13 protein-coding genes are annotated in these 14,767 nt (G+C 44.9%); 3 read left to right on the top strand and 10 right to left on the bottom strand.

Translation table 11 applies throughout. The features are described 5' to 3' along the window. Window positions 1-95 precede the first annotated feature (95 nt). The 9 genes from H509_RS0117805 to H509_RS0117765 form a co-directional block, all read right to left on the bottom strand. The gene (locus H509_RS0117805) at window positions 96-1,430 is read right to left on the bottom strand and encodes an ABC transporter substrate-binding protein (RefSeq protein ID WP_028546283.1); all 1,335 of its coding nucleotides are present in this window, start codon (window positions 1,428-1,430) and stop codon (window positions 96-98) included. 147 nt (window positions 1,431-1,577) lie between these two features. Beyond that, entirely contained in the window at window positions 1,578-2,543 is a 966-nt protein-coding gene (locus H509_RS0117800; protein ID WP_028546282.1) for a GNAT family N-acetyltransferase, read from the bottom strand. 182 nt (window positions 2,544-2,725) lie between these two features. Beyond that, window positions 2,726-3,379, bottom strand: coding sequence for a helix-turn-helix transcriptional regulator (locus tag H509_RS0117795; RefSeq protein WP_036697706.1), 654 nt, complete (start codon window positions 3,377-3,379; stop codon window positions 2,726-2,728). Window positions 3,380-3,466: 87 nt separating this feature from the next. Next, window positions 3,467-3,889 carry a DUF86 domain-containing protein gene (locus tag H509_RS0117790; protein ID WP_028546280.1) on the bottom strand — a complete coding sequence of 141 codons (423 nt, stop codon included), beginning with the start codon at window positions 3,887-3,889 and terminating at the stop codon, window positions 3,467-3,469. A gap of 120 nt (window positions 3,890-4,009) precedes the next feature. Further along, window positions 4,010-4,387: a cupredoxin domain-containing protein gene (locus tag H509_RS0117785; protein WP_028546279.1), complete on the bottom strand. Its 378-nt coding sequence runs from the start codon at window positions 4,385-4,387 to the stop codon at window positions 4,010-4,012. A 679-nt stretch (window positions 4,388-5,066) separates the two neighbouring features. Then, window positions 5,067-5,474: a phage holin family protein gene (locus tag H509_RS0117780; protein ID WP_028546278.1), complete on the bottom strand. Its 408-nt coding sequence runs from the start codon at window positions 5,472-5,474 to the stop codon at window positions 5,067-5,069. Between the two features lie 221 nt (window positions 5,475-5,695). Beyond that, the gene (locus H509_RS0117775) at window positions 5,696-7,003 is read right to left on the bottom strand and encodes a 6-phospho-beta-glucosidase (protein WP_028546277.1); all 1,308 of its coding nucleotides are present in this window, start codon (window positions 7,001-7,003) and stop codon (window positions 5,696-5,698) included. 28 nt (window positions 7,004-7,031) lie between these two features. After that, window positions 7,032-7,997: an N-acetylglucosamine kinase gene (locus H509_RS0117770; protein WP_028546276.1), complete on the bottom strand. Its 966-nt coding sequence runs from the start codon at window positions 7,995-7,997 to the stop codon at window positions 7,032-7,034. Between the two features lie 151 nt (window positions 7,998-8,148). Continuing rightward, a complete protein-coding gene (locus H509_RS0117765; protein ID WP_036697703.1) occupies window positions 8,149-9,018 on the bottom strand; it encodes an AraC family transcriptional regulator in 870 nt (289 codons plus the stop codon). A 267-nt stretch (window positions 9,019-9,285) separates the two neighbouring features. On the opposite strand from H509_RS0117765, the gene H509_RS0117760 reads away from it, so the two are divergent. The 3 genes from H509_RS0117760 to H509_RS0117750 all read left to right on the top strand — a co-directional run bounded on the left by H509_RS0117760 (window position 9,286) and on the right by H509_RS0117750 (window position 12,946). After that, window positions 9,286-10,323, top strand: a complete 1,038-nt coding sequence (locus H509_RS0117760) for a helix-turn-helix domain-containing protein (RefSeq protein WP_028546274.1) — start codon at window positions 9,286-9,288, stop codon at window positions 10,321-10,323. Window positions 10,324-10,329: 6 nt separating this feature from the next. Then, entirely contained in the window at window positions 10,330-11,589 is a 1,260-nt protein-coding gene (locus H509_RS0117755) for a protoporphyrinogen/coproporphyrinogen oxidase (protein ID WP_028546273.1), read from the top strand. A 439-nt stretch (window positions 11,590-12,028) separates the two neighbouring features. Next, window positions 12,029-12,946: a DUF5692 family protein gene (locus H509_RS0117750; RefSeq protein WP_028546272.1), complete on the top strand. Its 918-nt coding sequence runs from the start codon at window positions 12,029-12,031 to the stop codon at window positions 12,944-12,946. Between the two features lie 84 nt (window positions 12,947-13,030). Here the strand turns inward: H509_RS0117750 and H509_RS0117745 are convergent, their stop codons facing one another. Next, the gene (locus H509_RS0117745; RefSeq protein WP_028546271.1) at window positions 13,031-14,767 is read right to left on the bottom strand and encodes an ABC transporter ATP-binding protein; all 1,737 of its coding nucleotides are present in this window, start codon (window positions 14,765-14,767) and stop codon (window positions 13,031-13,033) included.

Below are 14,767 nucleotides of genomic sequence, written 5' to 3'. Positions count from 1 at the left end.
CATCTTAGATAAGACAGCGGACTCATCCGTAGCCTGCCAATTAGCCCGATTCGTCTTACAATATGTGCAAAGATCAAAGAAGCGGCGGGCAGCCCTCACTCCAAATTTAATGAACGCAAGTTTTTGTCTATATCTTTAAGACCATCTTCAACACTTTTTGTGCCGTTGTACACCGCACTCATCGTCTGATTGGTTGTCTTCAAAATGCTGTCAAACTTGGCGATCAGATGGTTATCGGACTCACGCCCATACTTCACGACACCTTCGTTTAATTGCTTTACTTGTTCTGGCTTCATGTCCATCGCTTTAGCCGTATCTGCATACCAATTGGTCAACAGTTCGTCAAAAACAGGTGTTGCACCTGTATTCTCGGCATATGCCTTGGCAGCGCCTTTCGGGTCCATCAAGTATTTTACAAACGTCCAAGCTTCCTCTGGATGTTTCGTATGCTTATATATGTTCCACGGATCTACATACAGCGGGATCTGGCGACCTTCTATATTAGGCAGTGCTGCCGCACCCCAGCGGAATTCTGCTTTTTTAAAGTTCTGGAAACCCCAACCGCCGCTAATCATCATGGCAACTTTTCCGGTCATAAACGGATTGCCCAGTTGGGTCATCGCCTCTGTCTGAGACGGGTTAGGCGAAATTTTATGCTTTAAAACAAGCTCGGCATTTTTTTGGATCGCTTCCGCATTTTTCGGATTGTTCAGAAGCTGTGGCTCCCCCATTTTACCCGTCTTGTAAGCGTCTTCACTAAAGAAGTCTCCACCAAACAACCATGCTCGTTTGTTCGCCGTTTCATCATAAAGCAAACCGTACTGCTGCTTGCCCTTATCCGTCAGCTTCAGCCCGTACTCGACCATCCGATCCCAGTTCCAAGAAGTGTCCTCCCAATCTGTTGTCGGATAGGCTACACCTGCCTGATCTAACAAATCTTTGTTGTAGAACAAAAACGTTCCATAGTTTAACATCGGCATCCCATATGTTTTTCCATCCACCTTATAAATATCTAACAAGCGTGGGTTAATCCCTTTGACCACATCAGGCTCTTTCTCCATGTAAGGTGTCATATCCAGCAATACGCCCAGTTGATTAAATGTGGCAAACCCTGCCTCGCTCCAGTTGGCAGACCACACATCCGCCATGTTTTTGCCGGAGATCATCGTCTGGATCTTCTGATCGATTTGTGCATATGGAAATGTCATCAATTTGACTTTAATGTTTGGATGCGTCGCTTCAAAGTCTTTCACGGTTTGTTCATACCAAGGTTGTTTAGCCGGATTAGAGGTGACAAGCCAAGATATTTCCACCTTGCCGCTATCCTTACCTGTACTTGTTTCCGAACTTGAACCGCACCCTGCCAATATGACGGAGCAGGCTAATATTAACGTGACGGTCAGAAGCAACATTTTTCGTAATTGTGTCATGTGAATACCCCCATAAAAATGATATTTAATTTCACTAATTTACTTAATATATGGATACAAAATTTCAGTTTATACTTATAACGCAGCGTTACAGCAGCGAAACTTAACGTCTCTCTGTGTATTTCACTTAGGCCGCGAACTGCCTAATTACAACAGCTCCTTTTTCATTAAATCGTAGCCTTTCCACTTCCGAAATCCTAACTTCGCATAGAAATCTACCAACTCCGTCCAATCAATAATGAGATGCTTCATTCCGCGAGCCTCAAGCTCCTTCATGCCGGCTTGAACTAACCCAAGTCCATACCCTCTCCCCCGATAACGGTCATCTACTCCCAAAGGCCCAATGCCGCCAAGTGGCTCTGCAAAAAGGGGCGCCCAATACGTATTCTGGGCAATTAGGGGGGCATGCTCATCGTTGACCCGACAGAAGCCGATCATCTCCTGATCTGCAAATAACGCCATAAATTCTCTGCCCGTTCCGCCACGCTCCCAGTAATGTAACGCCTCATAATACCACCTGCCTGGGAAGCATCTACGAAAAAAACGAAGCATTTCAGCTTGGTCTTCCTGTTCCAGCAGCCTGACGTAAGCGCCTTCAAAACGAGGTGAGTCCATCGTGTTATCCGCTTCTCGCGTGGCAAGTAAATCAAACACTTCATACAACTGCTCATAGCCTTTATGTTCACACCACTCCCGACTGGATGACAGCGCTTTCGGAACTCCCGGAAAATAATGCCACGGGTCGCGTCCCATATAGACTAACCGTACCCCCGACTTTCGTAATGCTTCTTCCGCCAAGGACAACAACCGGCTGCCGATTCCTTGCCCTCTCGCCTCTGATCGCACGACAATAGCTTGAATCCATCCCGCGCCTTCGCCTAGCTGCATCTCCCGCTCTAATTCCTGCCACTTTTTCGCAATGACAAAGCCGATTAACGTACCGTCATCATCGTGCGCAAGCCAAGATGCAGGATTATACACGTTCTTATCTTGAAAGCTGTTCTGCCGCAGCAGCGCCTCACGCAGCGGAAACCGATCCCCAAGCTCCTGATTCCATAGTTCACCTATCTGAGAGATCCATGTGGCTTCCAATGGAATAACGTTCACGATCATCTCCCCCTAATCAAATGAAGTCTACTCTCGTTTTTTAAATTTGAATCATGTATATGCAGCATAAATGAAATTTAATTACGGTTTTATTATATTTAATATAAAATTTTATTTCAATACCTTTTCCGCAAAATGCAAAAAAAGACCGGATCTCCCGGTCTTTTAATGCTCACGCTATGGAATTGCTACTCTTCTGCATGCTTCTGAATACGGTACGTACAACGCTTACCTTGCTTAGCCAAACACTCGATCCGTTCCACATCAGTTTGCAGCAGCTCACGGAACAAAGCTAACTCACAGGCGCAAGGCTCTTCATATCGATCCGCTACTTGCGCAATCGGACAATTGTATTCATGCAGCAGCCAGCTGCCGTCTTCTAATTGTTCAGTCTCCACCATGTATCCATTCGAGTCCTGAATAGAACCGAGCTCCAATACACGCTCGTCCAAGCTCTTAGCTTCCATTCTCGGCTCGTATTTGCGAAGCAACGTACGCTGTCTGCCTGTAAATAGCTTGCCGACTCCACCATCTGCTCCAGTTCCCCAAGACTCCATCTCATTCAACAGATCAAGAACGAGCTGGTGATACTGCTTCGGGAAACGCTCATCCCCTTCTGCTGACAGTCGGTACAGCTGCAACGGCCTGCCCATCGGCTGACGAACCTGTTTTGTTTCTAGCACTTGGTCATCAACCAATTGATATAAATGCCGTCGAACCCCCATCTCAGTTAAGCCAAGGCGTTCTGCAAGCTGTGCAGCTGACATGGGTCCGTTAGTCTTCAGCAAAGTGAGCAGCAATCCGCGTGTTGACGGTTTACGTTCTGCTCGTTTCAATTGCATTCACCTTTTTATATACAAAATAGTACCGTCATTGTAACGTATCTTCAACCGCTTGTAAATCGCGGCACTGCTACCGCCAACCCTGTGTTACACAAGCTCGCGCTCCAAATATGCCCTTACCAAGGCTGCAAATTGCGGCATTAGTCCCGTAAGTTGCTGAACAGTTGGGTGCAGCCCTGTACGTTCCCAATCCGTATACGATTGAACTAGCGGCTTCCGTAATTGGACAAGCTCGCGCATACCCATATGTACCTCTTCATTCAGCACACCCTCTTGCGCGATAATGTCGATAATATCCTCGTAGCTGCTCGCATCGCGCATAATAAAGCCATCGATAAGCAGACTTCCTACATCCGTCACGATTTCAATGGCGAGATGAAGTGCACGCTCTTGAGCGAGATGATTTACAACAGAGCCGTCCCAGTGCTGTTTCAAATATTGAGCAGCGTCCATCAGGACACCAATTTGATTCAATCGATTCTCAATCTGTTCTCGGTCGACATAATACATTGACTGAACCTCCTTCACAAGATGTATGCTTCTATTATGAAGCATACTTGGACCGTTTCCTATAGGGCAACTAAAAAAGGGCCTTCCGTATGAAAGCCCTCTTCCTGCTATCAGATGAACTTATTTCACTACTAAGTAAGATACCATTGTATCATGACCCGCCCCGCACATAATTGAACAATGAATCTTATATTTGCCTGGCTTGTCAAATGTAACGTCTTTCTCCATTGCGCCATCTTTTAAGTCAATCTTAAGCTCATCAATTGCCGCGCCATGTACCCCGGACTTGTTCACAAGCTTCAGGCGGACTTTCTCACCGACCTTAACTTCGTACTCTGGCTTATCGAACTTAAAGTCGCTGGTGGCTTGCAGTTTAACAAGAGTCATGCCTTCCGGTGCCGCTTCCTCAACAGGCGGCTTCGGCATATTAAACAGCATCAATCCAGCGGCCAACAGGCACGCAATGCTGAATAACACAAACATTGCCCATTTCTGCATAACTGTCATACGCCCCTTTGTCAATTACATTTATCACCTATAATATTACAAAATGTTTCCTAATTCCTACAACCTAAACTTATAAAAAACAGCTCCAAAATTTTCTTTTGTGACAGATTAATGAACGTGCTACAGCAGTGCGTCGTCTATTGGTGTAATTTGTTCTTCCCCGCAATAATCCAACATCAGATCAAGAAGGGATAATCGATGTGCAGTATTATTTTTTTACATGTTTGGTTAATCATCGTAGCTGTAAAATCCGAGAGGGCAGAGGGGGAACTCGCGCATAGTAAAACTGACTGCTGTTATTCAATTTTAGACAAACGGGACAACTTAAATACTCGAAACTGTTGTCTATGTAAACAAGCACTTCTCAGATGTCGATGTCATTTCAACCAAATTACGTTTACAATCCTATGTAAAGCAGGGCTCCTCCCTTATTTACTTCCATTCAAAAAGAAATGACAAGACGGCAGTACCTATGCTTGTCATTCCGCATCTATATGAAGTCCCGGTTATGGCAAGGTTTATCCCCTTGAAGTTTAACGCCGTTCAATGTGAGCCAGGTGGCAAACGTCAAACTTGTCCATGCAAACTGGACTTAAAGCCGGAAACGAATATACGTAATCACCTTTTTTCAATTGACAAGTTGGCCATTTGTCCGCTTTCAGCGCTCGGCTTACTTGTCGCTTTTGTCCGTTGAATCCTGCTTAAGCGTAGCGATGACTCGCTTGACCGCATCTGGGAGCGGAAGTCCGATGCGTCCATAGTTTTCTGTAATGCTAATCAATTCGTTCGCCATGTAAAAGGAGATCGCACCATTCATCACCCAAGTTGTAGCAAATACTACATCCATGTGATGTGCTAATGTGATAATAAGCAGCATTAGCCCCTTCTTCGCTAGTCCCCAGTAACCAATGAGGCTGTTTAGCCCTCTACCTGACTTTAATGAAGCGACAATGCCGGAAATGTAGTCGATCGATATCGTGATCAAAAATAAAGTCAACAATTGGCTCCACTCCCCGAACATAAAGGTGATGACAACACCGAAGGCTCCACATACACTATTTAATATCGTCTGTTTCATATCTCGGTCCTCCTTTTTAGCGAGATATGGTATCGTATGCGATCTTGTCCAATATGGCACGGCACCTGCAACACGAACGACACAAAAAGCCTCTATTTTCTTCTTCGTCAGCGGGTTTCGCCAGCGAATCTGAAATAGAGGCTTTAAGCGTGCACTAAGTGATAAATGTGGATACAGCTAGTCACACATCTATAGAGTATAAAGTCTGTTATAGACGTCTCTTATTTAAAAAAGTTAGGCAAGTAAGCTTTATTGGCTTCCAACATCTCGTCTAACAATTTCTCTGCAACTGCTACGGATGGCACCAATGGATGATGCACCATAGCTTGCAGTGCAATGCCACGATCACCGGTTACAGCCGCTTCAATCGTAAGCTGTTCATATACTTTGACCGCATGCAGCAAACCTTTAATATGATCTGGAACCCGCTTCGGCGGGAGCGCTGTCGGCCCTTGCGCAGTAACGACGCAGTTCACTTCGATACTAGCATCTTGCGGAAGGAAATCGTAAATGTTGCCGTTTGCAACGTTAAGTGTCTGTATGTCGCGACGATCGCTGTAAATCGACGTCATCAAGTTAACGGCTGCTTCCGAGTAGTAAGCGCCACCACGCTGTTCCAACTGCTTCGGCTTTTCCTTTAGATTTTCATCCTTATATAGCTCAAACAACTCAGTCTCAACGCGGCTAACGACATCGGCACGTGTGCCGTTTTTGTCCATCGCTTCCTTCATTTCGTCAAACATCATATCTGTCATATAGAAATATTTTAAATAGTACGTTGGAATCGCACCTAACGACTGCAAAAATCTTTGATCCCAGCCTGTTGTAGGTACATTTTTAGCGGTATACGTAACGCCGCCTTCCAGCAATTCAGGCAGCTTCTCCTCGCCCTTTACGACTGCCGAAGTGACCCAGTGCAAATGATTGATGCCAACAAATTCAGGCAGCACCTCTTGCTCACTCACACCGTATTGCTCCGCCAGAAATTTCTGCACGTTAACTGGAGAGTTACAAAGGCCGATTGACTTCACTTTGCTGTGCTTCGTTACAGCTTCAGTGACGATACCCGCCGGATTCGTAAAGTTAAGCATCCAGGCGTTAGGAGCCAACTCCTCGATATCCCGACAAATATCAAGTATGACAGGAATGGTGCGCAGCGCTTTCATCATGCCGCCCGGGCCAGTCGTCTCTTGACCGATCACGCCGTGGGTAATCGGAATGTGCTCATCACGCTTGCGTGCTTCAAGCAGTCCGACACGAATTTGTGTCGATACAAAGTCCGCATCTTTAATTGCCGCTCTGCGATCCAGCGTCAGATGAACTTCAATTGGCAGTCCTGACTGCTGAACCATACGTTTGGCCAAGTTGCCCACGATATCCAGCTTGTGCTTTCCTTGCTCAATATCGACTAGCCACAATTCACGCACAGGCATCTTGTCATAGTTGCGAATGAAACCTTCAACGATTTCTGGCGTGTAAGAGGAACCGCCGCCGATCACTGCAATTTTAAGTCCGGATTGTTGCGTCATGCTTATCGCCTCCACGTAATGTACGTTATTAGAATGTAAAAGCCTTTAGCTTTGCTTCTGTCTCCGGGGTAATGGTCATACCGTCCATTTCCATCGCACTCATTAAGGAACCGACTACCGGGTCCGTCGTTAATCGTACACAGCGAGCGTGTGGTGCTTGCTCCGCAACGACGCGCTCAATGGCATCCGACAAGTGTGAACTGGCTCCCTTGTTTAACACACTGCCGATGTAGACGATATCAAACGTATCTTCTGTCATGTTTAAACGTCGGATAAACGTACAAACCGCATTGCCGAGTTCTGCGCCCTCACGATCCAAAATTTCGATCGCCAGTGGGTCTCCTTGCTGAGCCGCTATAAACATCGTCTTCACCAGATCAAGCGGAATGGAGCGTCTGCCATAGAGGACAGCCTCATATAATTCATCAACGGTGCTGTATCCCATATGCTCCAGCACAAGTTCTGTAAGTATCGTGGCAGGTCCTCTGCCATCCCAAGCTCTAATGACAGCACGAAACGCCAGCATAGCAAGGCTCGAGCCCGCTCCGTAGCTGTCTCCATACATAAAACCGAAGCCACCATACTGCAATTCTTCACCGTTCCGATTACGCGCTGCGGCATTAAAGCCTGTGCCGCATATAATTGCCGCTCCGTAGGACTTGTTCGTACCAGCACGCATGCCAATCATCGTGTCACACGTAATCTGATAATTCGCAAATTCCAAATCTGCGATCATCGGCCGCAATATTTCATAATCTGGCTCTCGGTCTGCTCCTGCCAGACCAAAATAGGCATAAGACACTTGTTCCTTGGTTATACCAGCTTCCTGAAGAGCTGCGTCACATGCTGCTCGAATATTGTTAGCCGCCACATTACGGTTTACTTGATGATTGCCGTTACCCGCAAGGCCTTTGCCGAGCACGTTGCCGTACCTATCTGCGAGGACGGCGTGGGTCTTGCTTCCTCCGGCGTCTACACCTAAGTAGATGCTCATCCATACCTCTCCTATAACTCAAAGTTGGGCGTTCCCGTTGCATGGCATGAATATCGGTTAACGCTTACACCTTTAAAGATACACTCATTTCCACCTTATCACTACTACTAAACGAGTAAGGACTAATACAATATTACTGACTTTCGTTCAATTAAATAGTTATTTGACTCCGAACATCACTTGGCGACGTACCGATATGATGTTTGAACAGCCTATTAAAGTTTGATAAATTACGAAATCCACACTGTTCTGCGATATCGATAATCTTCTCATCTGATGACTCTAATAGATGGACGGCACGTGTTAGTCGCAATTGAATCAAATAATTTAGTGGTGATGTCCCGACCACCTGTTGAAACAGCGCACTAAATCGCGACGGGCTGAGATGTGCCTGCTCAGCCAATTGTTGCAGCGTCCAATTGTAGGTGAGATTCATTTCCATCATATGAATCACTTCTTTCAGCACATGCATGCCACGGTGTTTCATAGGTGAATATTTATGATCCTTGAGCTGTAAGCGCCGGTTTACAAGTGCTAGAAACCGGGTGAGGTCGCTTCTGATCATAGTGACATAAGAGATGTCCTCTCTTCGCCCCTCTTCCATCATCCTAATAAATAACATCTGCAAATCTTCAGCAGCTGGATGATCTCTACCTATGAGATTGGCAAAAGACGTACCCATTTCGCGAAAAGGACGCATCAACTCCGGATCATACCGAAGATCAACCGCTAGTATAGAAGGATCAAACATAATAATATCCATAATGAGATTGTCCATCTCAAAGGCACGGTGCAAATCATCGGAATTAATCAAGATCAGGTCCCCTGCCTGAAATTGAATTTTCAGGCCATTGATAACATAAAATCCGGTCCCCTCGCGAATATAATTAAGTTCTAATGCATGATGCCAATGCAAGCGCTGAAATCCTGGACTTACCCCTTCTGTAGACGTCGTAAGCAGTGGGAAAGAACTGCTAGGAAACTGAATATCGTCACGTAGTATCGCTTGTGGTTTATCCATCGTAAGGCTCCTTCTCATAAATTAAATATTTAAACATGCCCCGGACCAAAACGAATGCTCTACTTCCTTTATACTTCTTGATGACCAACATGACAATGTACAAATACATGCAAGAAGTCACACAGGAAAGAACGATCAAGTAGAGGGAAGATCAATTCCTCTCCATGAGCGCCAATAATATCCTGTCCAATTAACCGCCGAACACAGTATCATTAGATAGAGACGATTGCATTACATGCTGCTGATCCTAATAAGGGGTTAATAGAGATGAATGAAAAGCACAAATATCAAATTATTATGCACGGCATTACAAATAAAAACGTAGCCAAAACCTGTAAGGAGTTTGGTATTTCCCGCACCATTTATTATCAATGGTATAACGCTTATAAAGCTCACGGGATGGAGGGACTTGTTGAGAAGACAAGGCGAAGCCCGATTATGCCCAATCAGGTGGATAAGCGTACGGAGAAGCGTATTTTGCAGCATGCTGCGAAGTTCCCTGAGGATGGACCTAAACGGATAAGTTATGAATTGCAGGATGAGGGAATTAATGTTGGAGAATCAGGTATATACAATGTGCTGCGACGCAACAGGTTAAGCAAGAGGAAAGATCGAGAAGCTTATGCCGAAGAAGTTAGACAAAAAAAACGAAGTAAGGGAGCATCAGCTCCTAAGCGTCGTCAGTATAAGCCGCAGACATTGGACTTTAAGATGACACAATCATCCCATGCACATCCAGGATATATGTGTCTTCAAAGTATCACGTACATGGGCGAATTCCCTAAGATAGGAAGAGTATACCAATATGTGATCTATGATGTCTACTCTCGATTGGCACTAGTCAAGCTGTACAATCGTAAGGACACCATTCATATTATCGATTTTATGCAATTTAAAGTAATTCCGTTGATCAAAACCTTTCATTTTAGAATTGAACACTTAGTGACGAATAAAAGTCTGGAATTTACAACGAACTGGGAGATGGGTACCCATAAGTACACGGAGCTACTCCATAAGTATAACATTCAGCAAATCGCAGTAACAGCTGGCAATAAGGAAGTGTTCCTGCCATTAGATCAATTTCTGACCGTTCTGACACAAGAATTCTATGCGCATACGTGGACTGATCATAAAATTGATTCCTTCGAAGTACTGGAGAAGCGGTTAGCGGAGTATATGAATAAGTACAACTTCAGCAGACCGATTACAGATGGGCCCAATCAGGGGAAAATACCATCGGATGTAGTTCTGGAGTATAACAATCAGCAAGATCTGTTTCCTCTATGGCTGTTTACAAGGAGATAACAAGTAATGGCAAGTGCAACCTACAACCAAGAAATTGCAATTATCGGAGCAGGCATATCTGGTATGACTATTGCCCATGAATTAGCCAAAAAAGGCTATGCCCGTATAACCATCTTAGAACAAGAAGATCGTGTAGGCGGTAAATGTCACTCTATTGAGTATAAATCAAAAACATATGAAATGGGAACACTTATCGGCCTACCTTCTTACAAACATACCCAAGAGCTGATGGCGGAGTATGGACTGACCGACAAAGGGCCGCTGTTGGAACGAGGCTTTTTTAACCAGCATGGCTGTAAAACGTCACAAATTCCGTTGCACCAAATCGAAGCTTTTACAGAACAATTCAAGCGGCTGCCAGATGTGCTTCGTCAATACGAATGCTTAAAAGAGCCTGGGTTTCTGCGGCTGCCAGAGGAATTATGCCAGCCGTTTGCTGACTGGTGTGCAGCACACGATCTGACTGTCATACAACAAGTTTATATGCACTACTTTAGTACATTTGGTTTTGGCAGCGTTGATGAAGTGCCTGCTGCTTATGTGCTCAAATTTTTAAGCTTTGAAAATTTATTATCGTTTATTGAAATTACACATATGATCACATGGCCGCAAGGTGCAAATGCACTCATTAAACGAATGGCAGACCGAATTGACGACTTGCGTCTCACCTGTTCGGTACAGTACATGGAATTAGGCTCTGATGGACGGGTTCGCGTGGACACGAATCAAGGAACGTTTTACTTTGATCACGTTATTTATACCTCATCTTTGTATCATGCTCGTCATTTGCTGTCTTTGTCGCCCGCAGAGCAGCAGCTGATGGAGAAGGTTACATATGAACGCTTTCGCGTATATGCCTATAGAGTTGAGGGCATTCCAGAGCTATCTGGTTATATACCAGACAATATGTCGTCTGATCGCAAAGGGCATATGATGGCTTGGTACTACCGCTGGACAGATGAAGAAAATACGGATCTCATTACGGTATATGTGATGGAAAATGAAGAAATGACCGATCAGCAAATGCGTGAAACCGTTGAGGAAGAACTGCGCAAGCTAGGCGGAACTCAAATACGCCTCTATATGATCAAACAATGGGAGCATTTTCCACATGTCGATTCAGCCGCTTTACGTGCAGGCTTTTATGATCAACTGGATCAGTTGCAAGGCAAGCAGCATATATACTTTGCAGGGGAAATTATGAATTTTCCTACACTAGAAAATTGTATCATCTACGCAAAATATCTCGTTAATCGTTTTTTCTAACTTTATAGGTAAACGTGGTGCATTAACCTGAGTCTTTATTGGACTCGGGTTTTTTAATTTTAATGACAAATTAAACAACATAAATGATGCAAAATGCGCTTTATAGCAAGGTTACCCACCTATATTGCATCTTTTTTTACTTTCAAGTTAAGTTTACACTATTTCCGCCTTCGTTTCTCCGCAGGTCATACGCTCACTAGCTGCAGCAGCTTACTTCAGACACTAGGTTATCGATAACGTCAATAATGTTTAACAAATGCCTCGTGCCCTAAGCTGTCTCCTTCTGATCAGAACACAAACAACAGTGTAAACCAATCTTCAAATAAATCTCTTAAAACGTTGATGTATCAAGCTCATTCCGGATTTGCCGCAACTAAAACGCTTGTATATATTCAAGGTATAGAACGATACATACTAACATTCTAGGGGAGGGTTACATATGTTTTTATTTGAATCCATACCGTGGTATTCCGCACTAATGTGGCTTGTCGTGTTGGGTGGCTTAATTTTTGTAAATGAGTTAGCTCGCTTAAACAAGTGGATTGCCTTAACCTTGTTCTTGTTCCTGCCAATAGTGCTTACTGTCGCTGTTTGGCCAACAACTGCTGGTGAAGGTTCCAGTACAGGGACATGGTTCCATTGGGTGAAAGTGTACTCCGCGTTAGCGGGATGTCTTGGCTTTATGGCACTTCGTTATGTAAAAGGCTGGAGCGACAATAAATACTTGTTAATGTTCCCGCCTGTTATTCTGGCGATCAACATTATGGAAGCTGTCATTCGTGACTTCCAAGTATCGGGCTTAAACGGCATGATCGATGGTGTTATGATGATTGGCGGTCCTTGGAACATTATGAATGGTATTGCAGGGATTTTGAATATCATTACGATCTCGGGCTGGATGGGCATTGTGATTAGTAAAGACAAACATAAAGATATGCTGTGGCCTGATCAACTCTGGTTCTGGATTATTGCGTATGATTTGTGGAACTTTGCCTATGTGTATAACTGTGTGTCGGACCACTCCTTCTATGCAGGTGCTGCCTTGCTAATTTCCTGTACGATTCCTGCTTTCTTTATGAAAAAAGGTGCGTGGTTACAGCATCGGGCGCATACGTTGGCCATTTGGATGATGTTTACGATGTCGTTCCCTATGTTTGTCGGAGATTCGATGTTCGCCGTGCAATCTTCGCACAGTGAAACGGCTCTATGGGTCGTAAGCTCGATCTCCCTGATCGCTAACATTGCCGTTTTTGTTTACCACATTTACAAAATTACGAAACATAAACGGAACCCGCTGAAAGTAGAAGTATACACCGATTTAGCCGCTTACAAAGCGATTGCAGAGGGTCATCAATAACCCTTTGAGAGAACAATTGAAATGCCGGATCATCAGGTTGGATATATCCAGCTGCTTGATCCGGCATTTTCATTTTTACTGCGATTAAGACGATATCGCAACCCAATGCCCCTGTGAAACTTCCACAAGTTCAGAGTTGTCTACGTTATACTTGTCTTCCCCCGCCAATTCTTCCGTCACCTTGAGCTTTTTTTGGGCTTCAATTTTAGGATCTGGAATCGGAATTGCCGCAAGCAGCGACTTGGTGTAATCGTGCTGTGGATTGCTGTACAATTCCTCACATTCCGCAAGCTCCACAATTTTGCCACGATACATAACCGCAACGCGATCACTAATATGCTTCACCATCGATAAGTCGTGTGCAATAAACATATAAGTTAGCCCCAGACGGTGCTGCAGCTCTTCCAACAGTTTCACGATCTGTGACTGTATAGATACGTCAAGCGCTGATAGCGGCTCGTCACACACGATAAATTCCGGCTCCACCGCCAGTGCGCGTGCTATCCCGATCCGCTGCCGCTGTCCTCCTGAAAATTCGTGCGGATAACGCATGGCCATAGCTGAATCTAATCCGACCATGTCAAGCAGTTCCTCCACACGCTTCTGACGCTGCTGAGGAGTTGCGACCAGCTTATGGACATCAAGCGCTTCACCGATTATATCGAGCACTCTGAAGCGAGGATTAAGCGATGCATACGGATCTTGGAAAATCATCTGCATATTCCGACGCATCACCTTCATCTCTGATAACGTCAAGCGGTTAATCGAGATTCCTTTGTAAAGCACGTCTCCTCCTGTTGGCTCATGCAGACGCAAAATAGTGCGGCCTGTCGTTGACTTCCCACTCCCGGATTCCCCAACAATACCTAATGTCTCGCCAGCATGAATATGGAAACTAATATTGTTGACCGCTTTCAGCACGTTTCCTTTTCCCATATCAAAGTGCCGCTTCAGTGATCTGACTTCCAGCAACGGTCGATCGTCAGCAGCTGCCGGGGAAATAAGCGGCGCAGGCTTCGGTTTCTTCTGCTCATGTAGACGTGGCAGCGCATTTAACAGCTTTAACGTATATGGATGCTGTGGATTCGAAAAAATGTCCTCCGTTGTCCCTGTTTCTACGATTACACCGTCTTTCATAACCGCTACACGATCACACATACCTGCCACAACACCCAGATCGTGCGTAATTAAAATAATAGAAGTACCGATTTGCTGCTGAATCAGCTTCATTTGATTCAAAATCTGTGCTTGGATCGTCACATCTAGCGCTGTAGTCGGCTCATCAGCAATAAGCAGTGCTGGGCGGCAGGCAAGTGCGATCGCTATCATTACCCGCTGTCTCATCCCGCCTGAGAACTCATGCGGATATTGATCATATCGCGCCTCACTGTTCGGAATGCCTACCAATTTCAACATCTCTACTGCTTGTTGACGCGCTTCTTTTTTAGATAACTTCTGATGCTTGATCAAACTTTCTGCAATCTGGCGGCCGATCTTCATCGTCGGGTTTAAGGAAGTCATTGGATCCTGAAAGATCATTCCGATGTCCCGACCCCGAATTGCTTCCATTTGTTTATCTGTCAAATAGGCTAGGTTCTGTCCAAGAAATGTAATTTCACCCGACTTCACATAAGAAGGCGGCGATGGCAGCAACCTCATAATTGTACGCGCAGTTACACTTTTACCACTTCCAGATTCGCCTACGATACCTAACGTCTCTCCTCTTTTTAATTGAAAGCTAACCCCTTTTACGGCTTGGACTTCCCGATCACGAGTCTGAAAAGAGACGCTCAAATTGTTAACCTCTAATATCGTCTCCAC

This window comes from Paenibacillus taiwanensis DSM 18679 (genome assembly GCF_000425125.1).
Taxonomy (GTDB): Bacteria; Bacillota; Bacilli; order Paenibacillales; family Paenibacillaceae; genus Paenibacillus_B; species Paenibacillus_B taiwanensis.
Note: the sequence above shows the minus strand (reverse complement) of the source record. Positions and strands in the feature narration are given on the sequence as shown.